Consider the following 22,264-nt stretch of genomic DNA (forward strand, 5'->3'; position numbering starts at 1 on the left):
TACGACGCGGGGAGCGCGGCGGAGTGTAGCGGGCAGGACACTCCGCCGGATCTGGGTGAGATATTTCCCGCCAACGTACTCGGCGACCGCGGACCGAGGTACCCGGAGTGCCGGAGCCCGGCTGCGGACCGGGGTACCGGAGCCGTTCCGGGGGACGGCTCCCTGCCGGGGACGACTCCCTGCCGGGGGACGCGGGCGGAGTCCGGCCATCCACCCCCGGCGCGGTCTCAGGCCACCTGCTCATGTGTCCGCGGGCGATGGAACACCTCGCCGGTCCGGGCTCAGAGGCCGAACCAGGTGGCCAGTGCCGCGGTGAGCGTGTGATCCGGCTCGGGGGCGTCCACCGTGGAGATCCACGCGGTGTGTCCGTCGGGCCGGATCAGCACCCCTTGGGGCGCACGGTGTCCGGGGCCGCCGGGGAACCGGACGCGGTACGTGTCCACCCCGCGTTCCGCGCCCGGCGGCAGGGCGCGGGCGCCCCCGGTGAGGAACACCGGCCGGGCGGGCGCGAGCAGTTCGGCGACGCTCGTGGGGCCGTCGTCGGTGACGAGCCGCAGATTGGGGGTGAGCCTGCCGAGCCAGGGGTGGTCGCCGGGGATGCCCGGGTCGTAGTGGAGGTTTCTGCCGGAGACCAGTCCGGCCAGGTGCGCACCGGCCTCGGGCAGCGCCGCCAGCTCGCCGAAGAGGTCCCGCAGCGGCTCCAGGGCGGGATCGTCCCGGCCGAGGAGTGTCTGCGCGCGGGTGGTTCGCAGCACCTGGGCCCCGGCCCGGTGGCGTTCCCGGTGGTAGCTCTCCAGCAGTCCGTCCGGCGCGTCGCCGCGTACGGTCGCCGCCAGTTTCCAGCCGAGGTTGACCGCGTCCGCGAGCGCCACATTGACGCCGACGGCACCGCCCGCGGGTGGCTGGATATGGGCGGCGTCTCCGGCGAGGACGATCCGGCCCATGACATAGCGGTCAGCCTGCCGTGCCGCGTCGGAGAAGCGGGTGAGCCAGCGCGGCCGGACGAGCCGCACTTCGCTGCCGGGGCCGAGCACCCCGTTCAGCACCTGTTGGAAGTAGTCGGGCCGTACGGGTTCGTCGCGGTCGGCGGGCGGGGTCGGTTCGTCGAGGACGATCCGTACATGGCCGGGGCGCGGGATCACGAAGACGGTGCCGTGCGCGCCTTCGGTCGCTCCCGGCGGGAGCGCGGACGGATCGGCGAGTTCCACATCGGCGAGGAGAGTGAAGGCGGTGGCCGGGGTGCCGGGGAAGCCGATTCCGGCCCGGCGGCGGACGAGGCTGCGGCTGCCGTCGCACCCGGCGAGCCAGCCGAAGCGCCGCCGCCGCGCGGGGCCGCCGTCGGCCGGGCGGAGGGTCACGTCGACGCCGTCGCCGTCCTGGGCGAGGCCGGTCAGCTCCTGCCCCCGTACGACGGTCACGCCCAGTTCGGCCAGGCGCTGTTCGAGGATCTCCTCGACGCGGGTCTGGGGGATGCCGAGCAGATACGGATGGTCGGTGTCGAGCACGCTCAGGTCGAGGGGCCGGGCCGGGTCGGCGAACAGGGCGTACGGGACGGTCGGGCCCTCGGCCAGGAAGCGATCGGCGATGCCCCGGCGGTCCAGCAGTTCCAGACTGCGGGCGGTGAGGGTGAAGCCCCGGCAGTGCGGCGAGCGCCGGGGCAGCCGGTCCACGACGGTGACCTCGACTCCGGCGAGCGCCAGCTCCGCGGCGAGGGTGAGCCCGGCGGGCCCGGCTCCGGTGACGAGGACCGTGCGGGGGCCGGTCCGGGAACGGGAACGGGAACGGGAACGGGAACGGAGCCCGGGATGGACTGTGCGGGGCTCGGGGCCTGTCCAAGGTCCGGGCCGGGGTGTGTCCGCCGGGCTCATCCGGGCTCCCCCGCATCGGTGCTCTTGCCGGTGCCGGACTCGGGCCAGGCCAGTCGGCCGGTCCCGATCTCCTCGGAGATCTCCTCCAGCCAGCTCAGCTCGGCCTCGCGCATCCGTACGGCGTACTCGGCCTCGATCACGAAGAGTCTCGGCACCTCCCCCGTCTCCAGGGCCGCCCGGTGCCCCTCCCGTATCCCGTCGAGCGCGGCGCGCACCCGGTCGGCCCGTTCGCGCAGTGCCTCGGCGGCCCCGTCGGGCCCGAGGGCTCCGAGGTAGCCCACCGCCGCCAGGAATCTGGGGTACTCGTCGACCGGGACGCGGATCAGCTCGTCCACCCAGCGGATGAACTCCGCGCGCCCGAGCGCGGTGTGCCCGTACACCGTCCGCTCCGGCCGGGCACCGACCCTGACCGTCTCGCGCTCCTCGATCCACCCGGCCCGCTCCAGGGCCCTGACCACGTCGTAGAGGGAACCGGTGGTCACCTTGACGACGCGGTCCACACCGCGTTCGCGGAGTGTCACGGCCAGGGCGTGGGGGTGCGCCGGGGCCTCCAGCAGCAGCCCGAGCACCGCGAGTCCCAGGGGGTTGGACACAGGACGGCGTGCGGGTCCGCCACTCATCGTTCACTCACTTCGTATTACTCGGTTCCGAGTAAGTTGGGTGGGAGCCGAGTGGAACAGAGAAGTGGGGCCGCGGTCAAGGGAGTTCGAGGAGCACAGCCCGCGGGCGGGCACCCTGCGCAGGGTGCCCGCCCGCGGGCTGTGCTCCCCCGTGGACGGGGAGGGCTGACGCTCAGGATGTGCCGTCCGCCGCCGCCTGAAGTGCCGCGATGTCCAGCTTCCGCATGGTCATCATGGCCCGCATGGCGCGCTGCGTGCGGGCCGGGTCGGGGTCGGAGAGCAGGTCCTCCATCATCTTCGGCACAACCTGCCAGGAGAGCCCGTACCTGTCCTTGAGCCAGCCGCACGGCCCCTCCGATCCGCCGTCGGCGGTCAGCAGCTCCCAGTAGCGGTCGACTTCTGCCTGGTCGGCGCACTCGATCAGCAGGGAGACCGCCTCGTTGAAGGTGAACGCCGGGCCGGCGTTGAGCGCGACGCACGGCAGGCCGTCCAGCTCGAAGTCGACCGTCATGACCGTGCCCGCCGGGAGCGGCCCGGCCTCGCCGTAGTGGGTGACCCGGGTGATCCGTGAGTTCGGGAAGACCGAACAGTAGAACTCGGCGGCCTCCTTGCCCTGGGTGTCGAACCAGAGGTTGGGAATGATCCTGGGCATCGCACTCTCCTGCTGTCGTCCTGGCGCGGGCCTGCCCGCGTGGTCCGGTGGGGCCGTGCGCCCCGCGGAGTCGGGGTACGGCCCGTGCGGGGCGCTCATCCGTACGACTCCCACCGCACTCGGAAGTCATCGCTCGCGGAACATCTTCTCCAGGAGTCCCGGCGGGGCACGCCATCCGGCGGGGCACGGCGCGCCGGACGGGCCAAAGGCCACCCACACGAGAGGCAGGGGCTCAGCCCGCCAGGATGTTGGGCGTGTCGGACAGCAGCCCCACGGGCTGGGGCTCGGTCACCCGGACCGGGGTGCCGAAGTCCGACAGGGTCAGGGTCGACATCACCGTGGCCGCTCCCGGCATCACGAGCGACACCCGGGTGCGCACCGCGCGCCCCCGGTCGTCGATCCAGATCTCCGCGCTGACCGGCAGATCGTGGCCGAAGGCGGTACGCAGCTCGTCCAACTGCTTCCGGCCCTGCTTCGACATGCCCATGAGAAGCGCGCTGTGGTCGAGTATCCCGCCGTAGTGGTCGACCCGGGCGCCGTTCAGGGTCTGCTTGTCCCCCGAACGGACCTCGCGCATCCTCGCCACCTGCCGCAGGGTGTGCTCGGGGTCGTTGAGCGGGGCGCGCAGCAGGTAGTTGGCCCGCGCGGAGTCGCGTGACCTGACGGCCCAGTCGCGGTTCACGCCCGCCGGTGCGAGGTTGCGCATATAGATCCGGCCGTCGGCGAAGATCTCCTCGCCCTTGTTGCCGCTCTGGACCGCCTCCACCTCCAGCCTGCCCCGGTCGCGGGCCATGTCGAAGCTGCCGTCCGCGCGGATCTGGAACCGCTCGCCGGGACCTCCGTCGAGGTCGAGCCGTACGGTGAAGTCGGCGCTGGTCCCGGTGGTCGCGGCGATGGCGGCCCGTACGACGGCGACGGGGTCCTCCCGTTCCGTCGCGGCGGCGCTCTTCGACGGCGTACCACCATCGGCGCCGACCGCCGGGGAGGCACCGGCCGCGCCGCCGTCCGCGTCGGTACGGGCGCATCCCGTGCCGAGCAGGACGACGACGGCGGCGGTGGCAGTGGTCAGGAGCAGGGGGCGGCGCATCGGGGGCTCCGGGAGTCCGAGGTGAGGTACATCCGTCGGACCGCTGGGTGCCGGAAGGCAGGAGCGGGGAGAACCGGGCTCTCGTGACATCGCGCGTCGACCGATGGTGCCGACGGGGTGTCAAGCGAGTCAAACCCTACCCCACCTGGGCCTTTACGCTGGAAAAGGCCCAGGTGGGTCCTGTGCGCGGGCCCCTGCGCGCCGAGGTCGGACGGCGGAGGACGACGCGAGCACCGACTCAGAACGCCGACTCAAGCGCAGGCTCAAGCGCGGACTCGGCTGCCGTCCGGAGTGCGAGCCGGTTCCCCTGCCAGCTCCGGGCCAGCCGACGGTCATGGCTGACGATCACCAGCGTTCCCCCGTACCCGGCGAGCGCGGTCTCCAGTTCCTCGGCGAGAACGAGCGACACATGGTTCGTGGGCTCGTCCAGGAGCAGGACGTCCCACGGCTCACTGAGCAGCCGGGCGAGGGCGAGCCGCTGCCGCTGCCCGGTCGACAGGGAGCCGACCCGTACGGAGAGCTGCTCGCGGTTGAACAGCCCCAGCGAGAGCAGCCGTTCGGTGTGGTCGGCGGGGTGCCCCGCCCGGCCCCGGGCGAACGCGGCCGACACCGTCTCACCGGGCCGGTCGAAGCGCGGCTGCTGCGGCAGGTAGCCGATCCGGCCGCGCCGGGTCACGGTGCCGCCGTCCGGGGCGACCTCCCCGGCCAGGACGCGCAGCAGCGTGCTCTTGCCCGCCCCGTTGGCGCCGGTGATCAGCAGCCGGTCGCCCGCCTGGACGGTGACGCTCGTCCGGTGGAGCCGGTCCGCGACGAAGACATCGGTGGCGTCGAGGACGGCGCCCTGTCGCAGCCTGCCGGAGCGGAGTACCGGCGCGAACCGCAGCGGCTCGGGCGGCGGCGGGACCGGCGCGGCGAGCAGCCGGTTCAGCCGCTCCTCGGCCTGCCGGACCCGGCCGGCGAGCGACTGCTGCACCCGCCCGGCCGCCCGGTCGTAGGCCATTTTGTTGCCGTCCTTCATAGCCCGCCCGGGGGCGACCCGCCGCGCGGTGGTCGCGGCGGCCTCGCGGACCCGGTCCACCTCGTCCTGCCACTGCGTGTGTTCCTGGGTCCAGCGGCGGCGGGCCGCCGCCTTCTCCGTGAGGTATCCGGCGTAGCCGTTGCCGTACCGGACGACGGTGCGGCGGTCGGCGTCGACCTCCAGCAGGCTGGTGGCGACCCGTTCCAGGAAGGCCCGGTCGTGGCAGACGGCGACGGTGGTGCCCCGGCGGGTGCGCAGATGGTCCTCCAGCCAGTCGAGGGCCGACTCGTCGAGATGGTTGGTCGGTTCGTCGAGGAGCAGGATCTCGGGGCTCGCCGCGAGGACGGCCGCGAGGCGGAGCCGGACCTGCTGCCCGCCGGAGAGGCCGCCGATGGCACGGTCCCGTTCGAGGGAGCCCAGACCGAGGCCGTGCAGGGCCCGTTCGACACGGGCGTCGGCCTCGTAGCCGCCGCGCAGCTCGAAGACGGTCATCAGCTCGCCGTACTCGGCCATGACGGCCTCGTCGCCGTCGGCCATCCGCGTCTCCAGGGAGCGCATCCGCCGCTCGATCGCGCGCAGCTCGGACAGGGCGCCGTCGATGACTTCCCGCACGGTGGCGCCGGGGGCGAGGTGCCCCTCCTGGGCGAAGTAGCCGATGCCGCCGTCGGCCTGGACGACGATCTCGCCCTGGTCGGGCTGTTCGCAGCCGGACAGCAGGCGCAGCAGGGTGGTCTTGCCCGATCCGTTCTCGCCGATGATCCCGGTGCGCTCACCCGCGGCGAGCGAGCACGTCACCGAGTCAAGGACGAGCCGGCCGCCGAGGGACTTGGTGACGGCGAGAGCGGTGATCTGTGTAGGCATGGGGCGACTCCGAAGCATTCGAGGACGGGACGGCCGCGTGGGGCCGGAGGGTCGGGTGAACGCTTCGCTTGAGCACGGGGCCACTCCTTAAGTCGACGACTGTTGCATTAGGATGGTGGCATGCCGACAGACCGCCGCGCAAGCGGCTTCTCGAACGAACCTTCCGGGGACCCATCGGCCGGAGATCCCGCAGCCGGAGGCCCCCCGGCCGATGGGTCCGCCGCCGCAGACCCTGCCGCCGGTGGGCCTCGCCCCCGCAGGCGCCCGGGCGGCCGGACCGCCCGCGTCCGCGAACAGGTCCTCGAAGCGGTCGGCGCCCAGCTCGTGGAGCACGGCTACGACGAACTCACCGTCGACGCCGTCGCCGCCCGCGCCGGAGTGCACCGCACCACGGTGTACCGGCGCTGGAAGGACGTCGGCGGCCTGCTCGCGGACGTCCTCGACGCGGCGGGCGACGACACCTGGCAGCCGCAGGACACCGGTTCCCTGGAGGGAGATCTGACCGCCCTGAACGAGGAGATCCACCAGGGCCTCACCGCGCAGCCGTCGATCACCACCGCGCTGATCGCGGCCTCCTTCCGCTCCGAGGAGGCGGCGGAGGCCCTGCGCCGCTTCTGGGACGACCGCTACGCCCGCTGCGAGGTGGTGATCACCCGCGCCGTCACCCGCGGCGACCTCCCCCCGACCACCCTCCCCCGCCCCCTCCTCATCACCGCGACGGCCCCCCTCTACCACCAACTCGCCCTCCTCCACACACCCCCTGACCCCGCCCTCCCGGCCCGCGCGGCCAGGGCCGCCGCGCTGGCGGCGTCGGCGGGAGCCTTCACGGCGGTGGCCCCGCCCACATAGATGTGGGGCCCCGGTGCCGGGGCCCCACGGGGTTCGGTCAGAGCTGTTCGGCCGCGCCGGTGCCGAGGAGTCCGAGGACGGACAGGCAGGTGACGGTCATGAGGCAGGACCAGGGCAGCCAGAGGAAGGCGCGGAACGCTTTGCGCTTCACCGGTCCGCCCCGTCGTGGGGGACGTGGAGTTCGCACCACACCCCGGTCTGGTCGGTGGTGAGCCCCCACGCGTCGGCGCACGCGGCCACCAGGTCCAGCCCGCGCCCGCTCTCCGCGTAAGCGCTTCTCGGACGCTCGCCGGGAAGCGTGACCACGGTCCCGTCACCGACCTCGACCCGCACCACCGCCCCGGCCCGGGACAGCCGTAACCCCACACGCGCCCCCCGCCCGTGCACGAACGCGTTGGTGACCAACTCAGACACCACCAGCTCCGCCCGCTCGACCACCCCCTCGGCCCGCCAGTGCCGCAACCGCGCCCGCACAATCCGCCGCGCCCGCCCCACCCACTGCCGATCGGCATCGGGCAACGGCTCACCCGGACGGCCGTACCGCGTCATCGACACCTGACACGGACCGAAGACAGAAGGAGAACGGGGAGTGTCAGCCGTCGACACGGACGCGGCTTCCGCAAGGCTCCTTATCGAGCCCACAGCGACGAATGGCATGGCGAGACCCCTCCGGTGAACGAGGCAGACAGCGGACATCAGCGATGGGCAGCGACGCAAAAATCATTTCCGCTTGTCAGACCTGCTGGATGTCTCCAGTGAAGCGGGACAGCCCGATCGGCGACCAGAGAGCACAAGAGGGAAATACGTTCAATGGCGTTCAAGAAGGTCCCGGGCAGCGCTAGCGTTGTGCCGTGAACCGGCTGCCCAATGAGCCCCTCCGTGAATTGATCAAGCAATCGGGACTGAGCTACGAGGAGATCGCCCGAGCGGTCAGAGCCGTCGCCGCAGAGTCCGGCGATGCCGTGGTCCGTACGAGTAAATCGAACATCGCTTACTGGGTGCGGGGCACACCACCCAACCCGCGGACCGCCCTTTACCTGCGGGAAGCCCTCTCCCGGGCACTACGCCGCCCGGTCTCCTTCGTCGACATCGGCATCTCTGTTCCGTACGACGATTCCGAACCGACGGATCTGGGGCTTACTGTCGAAGACGATCCAGTGGAGACACTGGGGCGCATCGGGAGGGCCGACATCGAACGCCGTAACTTCCTCACCACGACCGCCTATTCCGTGGCCGCCGCCTCACTGCCCCTCGGAGCAGCCGCCGACGCTCATGCCCGTACCCGGCAAGCGGTGCGCGGTGGCGTCGCCGGGGACGAGGAGATCCGCGCCGTCCAGGACATGGTGGCAATGTTCACCGGGATCGACGAGCGACATGGCGGCCAGCACGGGCGGAGCACTGTCGTCCAGTACCTCACCAGCGATGTCGCCGCGTTGTGCCGGGCGCGCTTCCGTACCGGGCGACAACACGACGACATGCTGTGTGCGGCGGCTTCCCTCACCTACCTGGCGGGCTGGAAGGCGTACGACGCCGGTGAGATGGGGCTCGCACAGCGCTACTACCTTCAGGCGTACGCCCTCACCCAGGAAGCCGGAAATCTTCCGCACCAGGCGTTCACACTGCGGATACTCGCGCACCACGGCATGGACAACCAGCGGCAGGAGCACGTTCTCGGCCTCGCGGACACAGCACTGGACCGCGCCCACGGCCGGGTCAGCCCCGCCACGGAGTCGGTGTTTGTCATCTGCCGGGCCAGGGCCCTCGCCGGAGCCGGGCCCAGGCAGCACGGGAAGGCCCTCGCCGAGGCGGAACGGGCCAGGGCGATGGCCGAGACGTCCGGCGCCGGGGACATGGCGGGATGGGCGTCGATGTGGGGGGCGGCCTCGGCGACGGTGGCCAGCCATACCGCGAAACTCTATGAGCAGGTCGGGGACCATGCGAGCGCCGAACGGCACTACGCGCGGGCGCGGCAGCAGTACGGCGGCACCACACACCGTCGGATCGCCGCGCTGTCCGCCGTGTCTGAGGGGCACGCCCAGTGCCGACAGGGCCGGATCGAAGCCGCATGCGACACCTGGGGCCAGGCCCTCGACGCCATGAAGGGAATCCGTTCGGCTCGTACCGTCAAAGCCGTGCGCGGCATGCGGTCCGCCGTCGCTCCGCTGACGGTGCGCGGCGCCCGCCCCGCCCAGGAATTTGACGAACGGGCGCGGCTCTGGCTACGCACGACAGTCTGAACGGAGGTGGAAGGCCTCACTGCCGACTGCAGATAGGGGAACCGTGATCGAGCCTGCCCACGATCAGTGTCTACACCGGCTGCGGCACTCGGCCCAGCCAGCATTCGGCAGTGGACATGACCAGGCGCGGCACAGGTCGCGTACGTCATGGCTTACGCCAGGGGCCAGCCGCACGAAGTTCGTTCTCAAAAGCCCCAGGCGTTACGCTGCACTGGGCCGTGCAGTGGCCCCGGTGCGTGGAGGACGGGTTCTCGATGAGCAGGGAAAATTCCGTGGTCAAGCGAACGGTCGATGTTGTCGTGCTCACCATGAACGACCGGGACCAGGAGTTCCGGGCAGCGATGTCATCGGTTCTCGCGCAGCAAGGCGTCGATCTACGTGTGGTGATCGTAGGAAACGGCGTGACACCCGATTATGTACCCGAGGGAGTGCAAAGCGTCGCTCTGAAAACCAATACCGGTATTCCGGAGGGGCGGAATGTGGGAGCCCAAGCCCTGGCCGCCGGTGGCGCCGAGTTCGTACTGTTCTTCGACAACGATGCGATCCTCCCTGATCCGCACACCCTGACACGGCTGATCGAGGAGTTCGACAGGCATCCGAACGCGGCGTATGTGCAGCCCCGGATCACCGACCCCGCCACGGGTGAGACGCTGGGCCGGTGGGTTCCCCGCCTGAGGTCGGGTGATGCCCGACGCTCGGGTGTCGTCACGGTCATGGCTGAGGGAGTGGTGCTCGTGCGCCGGGCGGACTTCGCAGCCGCAGGCGGCTGGCCCGGGCATTTCTTCCTCTTCCACGAAGGCGTGGACCTTTCGTGGCGGCTGTGGGATCTCGGGAAGGTAGGCTGGTATGCGGGGGACATCGAGGTACATCACCCAGCGACGAACCCGGCCCGCCACGGCCCGTTCTACCGGATGGTCGCCCGCAATCGGGTCTGGGTCGCACGCCGGCGTCTTCCGGCGCTGCTGGTGCCCGTCTATCTGGCCGTCTGGGTCGTGATCAGCGTGTGGCGGTTCCGCTCTTCCAAGAACCTGAGCGTCTTGTTCAAGGGTCTCGCCGAAGGGCTGCGCGGCGGGCACGGGGAGCGTCGGCCGATGTCGTGGCGGACGGTGTGGCGGCTCACGCGTGCAGGCCGACCGCCGATCGTCTGAACCCTGGACGCACTCCGGTGCCGACTTCCCGTCAATTGACTCCGGCGACCCTTTCGTCAAGATCTCGCACGGCGGAGAGGCCCGTACGGGTTCCCATGGCGCGCACCAGTTCCTGGAGGGGACCGATGGTGCGCTGTGAGCTGATCTGGTCGGTGAGATCCAGAGCCTGATGGGCCGTGCTGCATGCTTCTTCCCAGTGTCCTTGGCGCCACTGTGCGTCGGCTTGCCGCACGAGGTAGAGGGCGTGAGTACGCACCGCGCCTCCGTCGAACGCCCGTGCGGCGACGGCGAAAGTGGCTTCCGCGTCGCGCGGAAGGCCCATGGCGAGTTGAGTGGAGGCCCTCGACCCCTGGAACTCGGCCATGTCCATCCAGTACGCCCACTCCGGCTCCCCGTCGCCCTTGCTCTGCTCGACTCGGTGCAGATGACGCTCGGCGAGATCCAGATCGGCCCAGCAGCGGTTGTCTCCGAGGTGGGAACGGGCACGGGCACGTCGGGCGTAGACGAGTGCTTCAACACGGGGCGAGGCTTTGCCGCGTACCGCGCTGAGGGCGGCGGTGGCCATATTCTCGGCCTCGGCGGGACGGTCACAGTTGTAGGCGGCTGCCGCCCAGAAGGTCAGAACGTGTGCGCCCAGAGCCGGGTCACCCGCACTGTGCGCCAAGTGCAGAGCAGAGGTGAAGGTCCGGTCGCTGCAAGCTCCGTGGACGTCAAAGAGAGCCCAGGCACGCATACGCTCCAGGTCCGCCGCTGCGGCGTACAGTCGCCGCGCGTGATCGAGGGTGCAACTACGTTTGGCGAGAAGGTCGGCGACCAGCTCGTTGGTTGTGGCCGTGTCGCGGAGCAGGGTACCGCCACCGTCTTCGTCGTCGGCACGGCGCAGCGCGCGGACTTTGCGCTCGATGTGTGTAACAGCGGCTTCGCCGATCCGCCGACCACTGGTGATCTCACCTGCGGCCGCCGGGTCGGCCGTCAGCCAGGAGAAGAGGCTTGAGGTCAGGGTCGTCGAGCTGCAAATGAAGGACCGGCGATGCATGTCACTCCCGACTGAGTCTCTGAGCGCGTCCAGCGCGCCTTGGGGGGTCCAGGGAAAGTCGGTGAACTGCTGAAGCGGATCGAACTCAAGCCACACCGGCCAAGGATGGGTGTCAACGAGACGGGGATCGATGTCGAACAGCTCGGCCAGCAGTCGCTGCGTCTCTGTCGCGGGCTCACGGCCGTTCTCCCAGCGCAGAACGCCAGAGGGGGCGGTACCCAGAGCCGGCCTCCGCTCGGCGCTGAGTCTGCGCAGCGCATGAGCCAGAGCAGGCCGTGTCATGTTGCGGGCCTCACGAGCGATGACCAATCGGTGGACCTTCGGCACGGTACCTCCCGCAGAGACTCGTCGCGAGCCTGGCTATCCGAACGACGTTAATACTCCGCTGCCCCCCGCGACAGAGCACGGGGCAGTGCTCCGACAGTGCTCGGTGCCGCACGAGAGCGGCACTGCCGCCACCGCTTCCCGGATCAGGCCGACGAACGCCACGGTGGGACCACAGCCGGAAGCCGCTGTCGACGTCAAAGCCCGCCCGCCGAGCCGCACCACCCCAGGGAGAGCCACGTCCATGCCCGCAGGACTGCGTGTCGTCGTCGGTTCTGACCGTGCCGGTGCCGCTTACTGCACCGTCCTGGTCGACCATCTGCATGATCAGCCTCGCGTCCAGCAGATCATCACCACTGGAACCGGCGAAGGCGACGTCCGGCCCTATCCGGAGATCGCCTTGGCCGCTGCTCAACTGATCGGCGTCGGGCTCGCGGACCGTGCCTTGCTGGTCTGCCATACCGGCGTCGGCATGGCGATCGCCGCCAATAAGGTCACCGGAATCCGCGCCGCCACTGCCCACGATCCGCTCAGCGTGGAACACGCCGTCACCCACAACAACGCCCAGGTGCTGTGCCTGGGAGCCGGTGTCATCGGTCTGGCCCTGGCACAGCAGCTCACCAAGTCGTGGCTGAACCACTCCTTCGACCCCGCTTCCCGCGCCGCCGCCAGGATCGCTCTGATCACCGATGCCGAGCACCGTCGCCGGTCCGCGCTGTACTGACGGTCTCTTTCCCAGCACCCTTCGCGACTCAGGAGAACATTCGTGCCCACAGACCCCACCACCGTTCCCCGCTGCAAGGCGCCACGGCGCTGGCCCGACGAACCCGCCCAGGGCGGCTGGTACACCGACGCCGAAGACGCCGCGATGCGCGAGGTGATGGACGACTCGCTCTCCTGGCGAACCGGCTGGCGCGGCACCGAGCGAATCACCTCCTTCGAGGACGCGTTCGCGGCGAAAGCGGACAGCCGTTATGCGATCGCCTTCAACGGCGGCGGACCCGCCCTGGAGATGGTCCTGCACTGTCTCGGCCTCCAGCCCGGCGACGAGGTGATCTCCTGCGGGCTGAATTTCGTCGGCACTCATCTGCCCGTCCTCCACCAGGGCGGCACCCTTGTCCTGGCGGAGCCCGACCCGCTCACTCTGAACCTGGACCCCGTCGACGTCGAGCCCCGGTTCACCACCCGTACCCGAGCAATCCTGGTCACGCACTGGAACGGCCTGGTCGCAGACCTGCGGCCTTTCCTCCGGCTCGCCGCCTGCCATCCTCATCCGCGTCACGGCCCGCCGGTGGTGATCGTGGATGCGGCCCGGGCCTGCGGCGGCACCACGCCGGCGGGGCACCCCGTCGGCGCCGAGGGCTGGGCAACCGTCTTCAGCTTCGAGACGAAGAAACTGATGACCACGCATGGTCAGGGCGGCATGGTCACCACACAGGACGACGCGCTCGCCTCACAGCTCCGTCGACTGCGCACCTATGGACTAAGCCGCCACTGGGGCACCAATCAGCAGCTCAACAAGGCCCAAGCCGCTGTCGGGGCGGTCCAGCTCAGCCGTTTGGACGAGATGAACGCCGCCCGCGTCGCACGTGGTCACCAACGCACCCGCCTCCTGGAAGACGTCCCGTATCTGACACTTCCGCCGACCCTGACCGGCGGGCAGCACCTGTATTACCGCCACAACCTGCTCGTCCCCGAATCCTGGGCCGGTGCCGGACGCGACGCACTCATGGAGACCCTCGCCGAACGCTACGGGCTCGGCAGCATCATCAACGACCCGCCCACCTACACCAGCCACGACTACATCCATGCCCGCACCCACGGCCAAGCGTGCCCCCGTGCCGAACAGCTCGCCGCCCGGCTGCTCTGCCCCTGCCTGCACCCACTGATCAGCGACGCCGAAGAGCAGGAGATCTGCGACGCGATCCGAGAGGCCGCCGAGCAGGTCGCCCGGGCCTTCGGCACTGTCTGACCCAGCAGCGCCGCTGTCTGTCCCCTCCATGGATCTCCGCCCGTTCCTCCGCTGACGAAGGAAGCCGACACCATGTCCCAGCTCGACCTGGAAGCCGCTGCCATCCAGTCCCGTGAAACCGTGCTCGGCACCCCATATCCCACCGAACATCGCGAGAACGACCTGCGGATGGTCTTCCTCTTTCCCTACGGCCACGGCTACTCGTTGATGTGCAACGGCCCCATGGCCTTGTACGACCTCATCAACCGCGACCAGAGTCTGCCCGCGTACGCCGAGCGGGCATTCCAGTATGATTGCCTCATCCGGGACGGCAACCGGCTCATCACACCCAACGATGAGATCTACCGGAGCGTCGAGTCCCCCGCTCCGGTCCACGAGGCCGACATCGTCGGGGTGTCCGTGACCAACGCCGGCGACATGCACTCGGTGTTCCGGCTCCTGGACCTCGCCGTAATTCCGCGCCGTACCACCGACCGTGTCCCCGGCAGGCATCCCGTGGTCGTCGGCGGCCAAGGTGGCCTGGCCAACCCTGAAGTACTGGCCGATTACCTCGATGTGGTCGTCCTCGGCGAGGCCGAGAGGTCCCTGCCCCGGCTCATTCGCACCGTACACGCCCACCAGTGCTCCCCTGACCCTGGTATCTCGCTGTACGAGCTGCTCGCCAAGATCCCCGGTCTGTACGTACCGTCCCTGTACGAGTGCGACCTGGTCGCCGGAGGCGGAGTCAGCGCGGTACGGCCCAAGGCCGTCACCGTACCGGCCGCTGTGCGCGCACAGTGGCTCGCACTGGACGATCTCCACAACGCCCACTTCGTGTATCCGATCACGGACGGTACCGCCGCTGGAATGATTCCACTCCTCGGCTGCCGCCACGCGTGCTTCTTCTGTACCCTGCGCACCCCACCCTTCCGTCAGGCGCCACTTGAGGTGCTGCTTCGTTACATCGACCGCGTCGAAGAACTCGGCGTGCCGCTCATCATCATCAGCGCCCCTACGTTCACCCAGTATCGGCACCGCACACGGCTCCTTGAGCGAATCCGTGCCTACCGGGACCGCGCCAGGGCCCGAGGCATCAGGGTGAGCGTCATCATCGGCTCGGTCCGAGCGGACGAGATGACCTCCGACTATCTGCGGGATGTCAACGAACTCGGCGACTTCGGGCATCTGTTCACAGAGCTGAGCCTGACTCAGGCCCGCGGCATCGTCACCATCGCGCCCGAATTCGCCGATGCCGAACTGGTCTCTCTGTACGGCAAGACCATGCCGCCCGAGCGCGTCGACCGCGCCATCGACCAGTGCAGGGAAGCCTCCGACGTCATCGACACCGTCATGCTGTATTTCATCATCGGGGCCCCCGGCGAACGCCGGGAGGACCGTCTCGCCATAGCCGACAGGGCCCGCGATATCCACGCCCGCCTCGACCGGCCCGATGCCTCGGTCATCATCAAACTGCATCAGTTCATGCCGGAGCCGGGTACCCTCACTCAGCGGCTGCCCATGACCGACCCCGGCCTCATCGACGGGTACGTGGAGGAGATCACCGACCGGCTTCGCCGACTCGTCGGCGAGGAGACCTTCGCCGAGCACTATCGCGTCCTGTACGGAGAGGCCAACCGCCTCCACCTTGAAGCAGTCTGCTTACGCGGAGACCGGCGAGTCGGCCACGCCTTGGAAGACCTCTACAAGAGTGGTGCCGACCTCACTCGCCTGGATCGCAGCGATCTGCTGAGCTCGTTGAACGCCCACGGCCTTGATTTTGAACGACATCTACGGCTCATCGACGACCCGGTCCTGCCCTGGCACACCGTCAACGAGGTCGACACTGTGCAGGAGCAACGCGTGACGGCCGCGATCGGGAAACGGATGTCCGACCGATGACCTGCCCGGTACCCGGTATGCCGCTGCCTGCCGACAAACATCGGCTCCCGGCACTGACCGACCCCGCCGAGCACGCCGCCCACATCCGCACCCGCCGCCCCGATGCCGACCTCGCCCATACCGCAGGCGTCGTCCTGCTCTACCAGTCCTCTTTGATCGAAGAAGTAACGCTCCGTATCGGCACTCACCCAGTGGACCGCTGGGTATCCGCCGACCTCCACCTGAGCCACGACAATGTCGTACTCTGCTCCGGCTTCGGACGCGGCGCCCCAGCCGCGGGCCTCATCATCGAGCAGCTCATCGCCTTCGGCGCCCGCGCAGTCATCACCATCGGTACCGCCGCCACCCTGGCTGAGGGCCTGCACCCAGGAGATCTGGTGATATGCCGTGACGCCCTGCGGGGAGAGGGCCTCTCCCACCACTACCTGGCCCCCGGTCGCTACATCACCCCTGACACCCATTTGACCGGTCTTCTGGCTGCCGAAATCGACGGGAACGGCGCCAGAGTGCGCCAGGAGCGCGTCTGGACCACTGATGCTCTGTACCGGGAAACCGCGACCGAAGTACAACAGTTCACCGCCGAGGGCGCGATGGCTGCCGACATGGAAGCCGCCGGAGTACTCGCCGTCGCCCACTTCCGGCACATCCCGGCCGCAGCCGCCTTCGCGATCGCGGACTCACTCGTCTGCCGCACACCGCGCCACGACTCGCCCAAGACCCACAAGGGCCTCGTCACACTCTTTGACGCCGCTGTCCGCACTCTCACTCGCCGCCTCCCGTCACCGGCGGGAGCCGACAGCAGGAGTCCTCGCGCCCGCGGGCTCAGCCCTGGGACTCCGCCGGAGCAGCCGGGGTAGGGGCCGGGGTGAGGCCGAGGCCGAGACGGGTGAGGATTGCCTCGACGACGGGGAGGGCCATGACGCGGGTGATGGCACCCGCGATGGCCAGGGCGCCGGCCACCCACGGAAGGGTTTGCGGGATGCCGGACGCCTCGACGATTCCGGGCAGCATCGCCGCCAGGCCGATGGCGGTCTGGAGCACGGTTCGGATCGGACGCTTCGTCGTGTCCTTCATGGGAGCAGCCCCTCTCGGAGAAGTATGCGCACACGCGTGCGCACGCGGAGGAAATGAGGGAGTGGAGGAGGCGGAGGAGCGGACGTCCTGCGGCGCTCAGTCAGTTCATGCCCTCTCCCTGGCGGTTCGGAACCTGGGAGCGGGGCCCATTGTCAGACCCGTCGCCTACGGTCGTTCCATGACCGAACACGAATACGGGGATCTCGCCCCGCTGCGCCTCTTCGAGTACGACCACCGGCCCGGCCACTACTGCCTGATGCTCACGGACGACGCCATGGTGCCGGTGGAGGACGTCTTCGCCAAGCGGGGGTACGAGGGCTGCGGTTACGGCTGGGCGGGGGTGGCCCGGGTGGTGGTGCGGAAGAGGATGCCGGAGGTGGAGGAGCGGCTGGGGTTCGATCCCGAGGCCGGGATGTTCGTCGCGTACGGGGAGGACGCGGACGCGCTGCGGCGGCTGGGGGCCGAGTTGCGGAAGGCGCTCGCGGATCGGGCCGTGCTCGCGGGGCTCATCGAGGCGGGTGAGCCGGAGTGGTTCGACTGACCGGGTCCGGCGGAACAGCGACCTCCGAACACCCTGACGGGCCCCGATTCGCCCAGGTCATGCCGCTGATAATCTGCCGATCCACCTGGCCGTGAGATGTCCGGCCAGATGTCTCCCGTCCATGGGCGAGCACCGTCCACGGACACCCTGCTCCCAGAGAAGAAGCACGTATGAGCACAGGCAGACGCAGAGTCACCACCGGCGCCGTGGCCACGGTCACGGGTGCCCTGGCCCTCTCGTGTTCACCGTCCCCTCGGCACGGCCTCGGTCGACGGTGACTGGCGCTGGAACTTCGGCGGCACATCGACCACCGGTGCCACCCTCTCGGGCGCGGACTTCGTCGACGTCCGCTGAGCAGGGGGCAGCCGCCCGCCGCCGGATCGGTCCGCCCGTCAGCGGACCGGCTCCGGCCCGGGTCCCTCCGGCACGGGCCGGGGGGACCAGGTCACCGGGATGCTCGCGTACCCGGTGAGCAGCCGGTCCGGCAGCCAGCTCAGTTCGTCCTCGGCGACGGCCAGCCGCAGTTCGGGGACGCGGCGGAAGAGCGCGGGCACGGCGATGTTGAGCATCAGCCGTGAGATGGGGGCGCCGAGGCAGCGGTGCATGCCGTGGCCGAAGGTGAGATGCGGGGTCGCGGTACGGTCGAAGTCCAGGGTCTCGGGGCTGCCGAACCGTTCGGGGTCGTGGTTGGCCGCCGGGATGGCGGGCAGGACGGCGCTGCCCCGGGGGATCGTCGTCCCCGCGACGACCACGTCCTCCGTGGTGATCCGCAGCAGGCTGGACTCGACGGCGTTGGTGTAGCGGAGCAGTTCCTCGATGGCGGGCTCGGGCCGTTCGGCGGCGGCGAGTTCCGCGGCGTGCGCCGGGGAGCGCAGCAGCGCGACCACGATCAGGCCGAGCTGGTAGACGACGGTCTGCAAGCCGCCGATCAACAGGAACATGGCCAGTGCTTCGAGTTCCAGCTCGGTGATCCGCTCTTCCTCGTAGCAGCGGCGGGCGAGGTCGGTGAAGACATTGTCGCCGGGGTCCCGGCGGCGTTCGGCGATCACTTCCCTGAGGTGGTGGTGGAGCAGTTCACGGGCCTCCTCCGCCTCCTGCTGGGTGTGGCCGCTGAGGTCGGTGAGGATTCCGGTCCAGCGCAGCAGCTCTTCCCTGCCGCTGAGCGGGACGCCCAGATATTCCAGGAGGACGGCGACGGGGAGCCGGACACACAGGGCTTCCGTCAGGTCCACCGGCGGCCGTCGGCCGATCAGCTCCGTCAGATGTTCGTCGGTGATCCGCTCGATGCGGGGGCGGAGCCGTTCCACGGTCTCCTGACTGAACGCCGGTGCCACCAGACGGCGCAGCCTGGGGTGTTCGGGCCGGTCCATGTTGGCCAGTGTGGACAGCAGCAGATGGTCGGCGAGGCCCACGTCCCCGCGCCGCAGCCCGGCCAGTTCCAGGCTGCGGGAGAAGCGGGCGTCGGTGAGGACCATGCGCGCGTCCTCGTAGCGGGTGACCAGATAGGTGGGGTCGCCGCTGGGCATGGCCACCCGGACGACGGGGGTGTCCCTGCGGAACTCCGCGTACGCGGCGGGCGGCCGGGTCGCGGGTACGCGCGGGAAGGGGAAGCGGTAGGGGCAGTGCTCCACATGCGGCTCCGGTCGGCGCAGGGCCCTCAGGGCGGGGCCTTCAGTGGCAGGGGACGTTCAGCGGCGGGACATGACAGGACAGGGCAGGACGTACGTCGGCAGGGCGTTCAGCGGGGCCCGAGGAGGGGCCGGGTGGGGCCCGGAGCAGGACCGGCCGCCGGGCTCAGGAACGGACGGGGAGCCCGGACAGCACCTCGCCGAACGCGGCGACGATCTCGGTCGTCTCCCGGTCCGACAGCACGAGCGGCGGGGCCACGGTCAGCGCGCGCGGCCCGCCGCGTACCAGGACGCCCGTACGGTCCCGGATCTGGTCGGCGATGGCGTAGGTGCCCTCGGGCAGCGGGTCCCGGGAGCCGGGGGCGCGGACGATCTCGACGGCGGCGGTCAGTCCGTACTGGCGGGTCCCGCCGACGAGGGGGATGTCGTGCAGTGAGCGCAGCTCCTCCCCCAGCCGGGCCCCGGCCCGTTCGGCGGCGTCCAGCAGCCCTTCCCGTTCGATGATGTCCAGATTGGCGAGCGCCACCGCGCAGCCCACGGGGTGGCCGCTGTAGGTGTGGCCGACGGGGAACCCGCCGTCGCCGCCGAGGGTCCGCGCGATGTCCTCGCTGGTCACAACGGCGCCGAGCGGGAAGTATCCGGAGGTGAGCCCCTTGGACAGAACGGTCAGATCGGGCCGTACGCCGATCCGGTCCGCCGCGTACCAGTGGCCCACGCGGCCGAACGCGGTGACGACCTCGTCCAGGATGAGCAGGATGCCGTGGCGCCGCAGGACCTGTTCGACGCGCGGCCAGTAGTCGGGCGGCGGGGCGACCATACCGCCGAGGGCCAGGACGGGTTCGCCGATCAGGGCGGCGATCCGGTGGGCGCCGATCCGGTCGATCGCCGACTCCAGCTCGTGGACGAGCAGATCGGTGGCCTTCTCGGGGGCCTCCCCGGCGGCGAAGGGGTAGGGCGCGGAGAGCCGGTGGACCTGGCCGGGGTGGGGGCCGAAGCCGGTCGTGTACGGCGGGAAGTCGGACAGCTCGCCGCTCGCGTACCCCGCCCCGTGGTAGGCGCTGTCCCGGGTGAGGATCCAGGTGCGGTCGGGTTCGCCGCGCCGGTGGTGGACGTTGCGGGCCATCCGGAGCGCGATCTCCACGCCCTCCGAGCCGCCGCTGGTGAAGAAGACCCGGCGGGTGTCGTCGGAGCCGATTCCGACCAGGCGTTCGGCGAGTTCGACCGCCCGGTCGTGGGTGTAGTCCCAGAAGACGGTGGAGTACTCCAGGGTGCGCATCTGTCCGGCCGCCGCCTCGGCGATCTCCCGGCGGCCGTGGCCAACCTGGCAGAGCCACATGCCCGCCGTCGCGTCGAGGTATTCGCGGCCCTCGGCGTCCCGCAGTCGGCAGCCCTCGCCCTCCACCATGACGATGCGGCTGTGCTGTTCGCCGGGGAGGAAGGGGTGGAGCAGCCGGGCGCGGTCCCGGTCGGCCAGGGCGCGGGCGTCGGGCCGGGCGCGGACGCCGGCCTCGGCGCTGGTACCGGCCTCGGCGCGGGGGTCATGAGGGCCGTCGACGGCGTCAGGTCTGGTCGTCATGGAGTGTCCTCGGATCGGGGCCGCCCTCAAAGGAGGCGGCATCGGCGGAAGCCCAGTCGGCGGGAACGGCTTCCGTACGGACAGCGCCGTCCTCGTACGGACCGGACGCGGCGGAGGGGCGGAAGGAGAGATCGGCGGTCCACAGCCGGTCGGGAACGAGCCGGGCCCAGCGGTTCTCCCCCGCGGCGGGGCCGTCGAGCCGGAACCTCGGGTCCCACCGGCTCTCGTCCGGGCCGAGATACCGGCTCAGCTTGCGGCGCGCACGCGGTGCGTCGATACCGGTCACCGCTCCCGTGCCGCGGGCGATCACCTGGCGGACCCGGCCGTCGGCCGCTTCGCACTCGTCGACGACCAGCGTGAACGCGGGATCCGCCGCGAGCTGCCGGGACAGGGACGACCAGCTCCCGGTGATGACCCAGAAGGTCTCGTCCTCCCACAGGTACCAGACCGGGCGGACGGAGAGCGGACGGGTGGCGAGCCGGGCGACCAGCGGCCGGGCGAGGAAGGCCGCGACGTCGAACGGGAGTCGGCCCTCGGGGCGGAGCAGGCCGTCCGGTCCGCGCCGGGAGACGGTGCCGGGCATCCTAGGCACCTCCGGAGGGCGCCGCCGCACGCTTCGCACCGGCCGTGCGCACGGCGCGGGCCAGCCGGGCGCACCCCTCGGCCAGTTCGCCGGGGTCCGCCGTCGCGTAGGACAGGCGCAGGGTCGCCCGCTCCGGCTCCCGGGCGTAGAAGGCGGCGCCCGGGACGAAGGCCACCCCCTCCCCGAGGGCCGTGGGCAGCAGTTCCGTGGTGTCCAGGCCGCGGGTCAGCCGGGCCCAGACGAAGAATCCGCCGTCGGGTACGGCGAAGGCGATCTCGTCACCGAGGTGTTCGCGGAGCGCGGCGACCAGGGTGTCCCTGCGTTCACGGTAGAGCCCCCGCAGCCGGGCCACTTGGTGGTCCAGCAGTCCGGGGGTGGTGAGCAGGGCATGCGCCAACTGCTGGGTCAGCGCCGAATTGCCCAGGTCGGCGGCTTCCTTGAGTCTGCTCAACGGGGTGCGCAGCGGCTCGGGGGCCACCAGGTAGCCGATGCGGACGGCGGGGCTGAGCACCTTCGAGAGGCTGCCGAGGGTGATCACCCGCTCCGATCCGCGATCCGATCCACGGTCCGTGACGGCATCGGCGGACGAGGTGCGGAAGCCGAGCTGCCGGTAGGGATCGTCCTCGACCACCACGCAGTCGTACCGTTCCGCCAGCCGGGCGAGCCCGGCGCGCTGTCCGGCGCTGAGGCTGTCCCCGGTGGGGTTGGCGTAGGAGGGGACGACATAGACCATCCGCACCGGCCGTACGGAGGACTCCCGTGCGAGCGCCCGGTCGAGCGCGGTCAGCTCCGGGTCGGACGCGATGGGAACGTCCCGCACCCGCGCCTGGTGCAGGGTGAGGAGCTGGAGCGCGCCGCTGTAGCTGGGCCGGTCCACGAGGACGGTGTCACCGGGGTCGAGCAGGGCCCGGCACACCAGGTCGAGGCCCTGCTGGGAGCCGTGGGTGACCACGATCCGGCGGGGGTGGACCGCCCTGCCCGTGCGGCGGGAGACATCGGCGGCGAACCACTCCCGCAGCGCGGGCAGTCCGCCGGTGTCGGTGTACTGGAGGGCCCCGGGCCGGGTCAGGACCCGGTCGATCAGCGAGCGGACCTCGTCGACCGGCAGGGCCGTTGCGGCGGGGCTGCCCGCGGCGAGCGAGATCGCGCGGTCACGGGCCGCTCCGCGCAGGGCCTCGGCGATCACGGAGGGCGGCAGGGCGGCGCAGTGGCGGGACAGCCGTGCCCCGGCGGGCCGGGGCCCCGGTGTGCTGCCCCCTCGGTCGGGGGTCGTTGTCCTGGCGTCCTCGGGGATCGTCGTCATGGCGTCGTC

The 22,264-nt window shown here is 70.6% G+C and carries 21 protein-coding genes; 9 read left to right on the forward strand and 12 right to left on the reverse strand.

Going from position 1 to position 22,264, the window contains the following annotated elements; all coding sequences use genetic code 11:
• Positions 1-281: 281 nt before the first annotated feature.
• The 5 genes from CRV15_RS31835 to abc-f all read right to left on the reverse strand — a co-directional run bounded on the left by CRV15_RS31835 (position 282) and on the right by abc-f (position 6,106).
• A complete protein-coding gene (locus tag CRV15_RS31835) occupies positions 282-1,868 on the reverse strand; it encodes an FAD-dependent monooxygenase (RefSeq protein ID WP_003953168.1) in 1,587 nt (528 codons plus the stop codon).
• A complete protein-coding gene (locus CRV15_RS31840; protein ID WP_003963288.1) occupies positions 1,865-2,488 on the reverse strand; it encodes a PadR family transcriptional regulator in 624 nt (207 codons plus the stop codon). The genes CRV15_RS31835 and CRV15_RS31840 overlap by 4 nt, the downstream gene beginning before the upstream one ends.
• A gap of 172 nt (positions 2,489-2,660) precedes the next feature.
• On the reverse strand, positions 2,661-3,140 hold the full coding sequence (locus CRV15_RS31845) for a VOC family protein (protein ID WP_003953167.1): 480 nt from the start codon (positions 3,138-3,140) through the stop codon (positions 2,661-2,663).
• 232 nt (positions 3,141-3,372) lie between these two features.
• A complete protein-coding gene (locus CRV15_RS31850) occupies positions 3,373-4,227 on the reverse strand; it encodes a hypothetical protein (protein WP_009999297.1) in 855 nt (284 codons plus the stop codon).
• A 238-nt stretch (positions 4,228-4,465) separates the two neighbouring features.
• Complete coding sequence (abc-f, locus tag CRV15_RS31855; protein WP_009999298.1) at positions 4,466-6,106, reverse strand: ribosomal protection-like ABC-F family protein; 1,641 nt, start codon at positions 6,104-6,106, stop codon at positions 4,466-4,468.
• A gap of 120 nt (positions 6,107-6,226) precedes the next feature.
• On the opposite strand from abc-f, the gene CRV15_RS31860 reads away from it, so the two are divergent.
• Positions 6,227-6,955: a TetR/AcrR family transcriptional regulator gene (locus CRV15_RS31860; RefSeq protein ID WP_003953164.1), complete on the forward strand. Its 729-nt coding sequence runs from the start codon at positions 6,227-6,229 to the stop codon at positions 6,953-6,955.
• Positions 6,956-7,102: 147 nt separating this feature from the next.
• Here CRV15_RS31860 and CRV15_RS31865 read toward each other — a convergent pair whose 3' ends face one another.
• Complete coding sequence (locus CRV15_RS31865; protein WP_230864308.1) at positions 7,103-7,474, reverse strand: ATP-binding protein; 372 nt, start codon at positions 7,472-7,474, stop codon at positions 7,103-7,105.
• 365 nt (positions 7,475-7,839) lie between these two features.
• Between CRV15_RS31865 and CRV15_RS31870 the strand changes: the two genes are divergently transcribed.
• Together CRV15_RS31870 and CRV15_RS31875 are read left to right on the forward strand one after the other, a co-directional pair.
• Entirely contained in the window at positions 7,840-9,192 is a 1,353-nt protein-coding gene (locus CRV15_RS31870) for an NsdA family TPR-like regulatory protein (RefSeq protein WP_009999303.1), read from the forward strand.
• A 254-nt stretch (positions 9,193-9,446) separates the two neighbouring features.
• The gene (locus tag CRV15_RS31875) at positions 9,447-10,340 is read left to right on the forward strand and encodes a glycosyltransferase family 2 protein (RefSeq protein WP_029183258.1); all 894 of its coding nucleotides are present in this window, start codon (positions 9,447-9,449) and stop codon (positions 10,338-10,340) included.
• Positions 10,341-10,371: 31 nt separating this feature from the next.
• On the opposite strand, the gene CRV15_RS31880 is transcribed toward CRV15_RS31875, so the two are convergent.
• On the reverse strand, positions 10,372-11,703 hold the full coding sequence (locus CRV15_RS31880) for a helix-turn-helix domain-containing protein (RefSeq protein WP_003953160.1): 1,332 nt from the start codon (positions 11,701-11,703) through the stop codon (positions 10,372-10,374).
• Positions 11,704-11,944: 241 nt separating this feature from the next.
• On the opposite strand from CRV15_RS31880, the gene CRV15_RS31885 reads away from it, so the two are divergent.
• The 4 genes from CRV15_RS31885 (at position 11,945) to CRV15_RS31900 (ending at position 16,407) form a co-directional block, all read left to right on the forward strand.
• A complete protein-coding gene (locus CRV15_RS31885; protein WP_009999306.1) occupies positions 11,945-12,424 on the forward strand; it encodes an RpiB/LacA/LacB family sugar-phosphate isomerase in 480 nt (159 codons plus the stop codon).
• Between the two features lie 42 nt (positions 12,425-12,466).
• Entirely contained in the window at positions 12,467-13,672 is a 1,206-nt protein-coding gene (locus tag CRV15_RS31890; RefSeq protein ID WP_003963293.1) for a DegT/DnrJ/EryC1/StrS family aminotransferase, read from the forward strand.
• Between the two features lie 72 nt (positions 13,673-13,744).
• Positions 13,745-15,550 (forward strand): B12-binding domain-containing radical SAM protein, encoded by a 1,806-nt coding sequence (locus CRV15_RS31895; RefSeq protein ID WP_003953157.1) that lies wholly within the window; start codon positions 13,745-13,747, stop codon positions 15,548-15,550.
• A gap of 17 nt (positions 15,551-15,567) precedes the next feature.
• Entirely contained in the window at positions 15,568-16,407 is an 840-nt protein-coding gene (locus CRV15_RS31900) for a nucleoside phosphorylase (RefSeq protein ID WP_009999307.1), read from the forward strand.
• Here CRV15_RS31900 and CRV15_RS31905 read toward each other — a convergent pair.
• Entirely contained in the window at positions 16,373-16,624 is a 252-nt protein-coding gene (locus CRV15_RS31905; protein WP_003953153.1) for a hypothetical protein, read from the reverse strand. The genes CRV15_RS31900 and CRV15_RS31905 overlap by 35 nt on opposite strands.
• 178 nt (positions 16,625-16,802) lie before the next feature.
• Between CRV15_RS31905 and CRV15_RS31910 the strand changes: the two genes are divergently transcribed.
• Together CRV15_RS31910 and CRV15_RS37595 are read left to right on the forward strand one after the other, a co-directional pair.
• A complete protein-coding gene (locus tag CRV15_RS31910) occupies positions 16,803-17,165 on the forward strand; it encodes an immunity 51 family protein (RefSeq protein WP_009999308.1) in 363 nt (120 codons plus the stop codon).
• 222 nt (positions 17,166-17,387) lie between these two features.
• Entirely contained in the window at positions 17,388-17,519 is a 132-nt protein-coding gene (locus tag CRV15_RS37595; protein WP_003953152.1) for a hypothetical protein, read from the forward strand.
• 38 nt (positions 17,520-17,557) lie between these two features.
• Here CRV15_RS37595 and CRV15_RS31915 read toward each other — a convergent pair whose 3' ends face one another.
• The 4 genes from CRV15_RS31915 to CRV15_RS31930 form a co-directional block, all read right to left on the reverse strand.
• Positions 17,558-18,796, reverse strand: a complete 1,239-nt coding sequence (locus CRV15_RS31915) for a cytochrome P450 (protein ID WP_003953151.1) — start codon at positions 18,794-18,796, stop codon at positions 17,558-17,560.
• Between the two features lie 163 nt (positions 18,797-18,959).
• Entirely contained in the window at positions 18,960-20,369 is a 1,410-nt protein-coding gene (locus CRV15_RS31920) for an aminotransferase family protein (RefSeq protein ID WP_003953150.1), read from the reverse strand.
• Positions 20,353-20,952, reverse strand: a complete 600-nt coding sequence (locus CRV15_RS31925) for a pyridoxamine 5'-phosphate oxidase family protein (protein ID WP_003963296.1) — start codon at positions 20,950-20,952, stop codon at positions 20,353-20,355. Before CRV15_RS31925 ends, CRV15_RS31920 begins: the two co-directional genes overlap by 17 nt.
• Position 20,953: 1 nt before the next feature.
• A complete protein-coding gene (locus tag CRV15_RS31930) occupies positions 20,954-22,255 on the reverse strand; it encodes an aminotransferase-like domain-containing protein (protein ID WP_003953148.1) in 1,302 nt (433 codons plus the stop codon).
• Positions 22,256-22,264: the final 9 nt, after the last annotated feature.

Source organism: Streptomyces clavuligerus (assembly GCF_005519465.1).
Lineage (GTDB): Bacteria > Actinomycetota > Actinomycetes > Streptomycetales > Streptomycetaceae > Streptomyces > Streptomyces clavuligerus.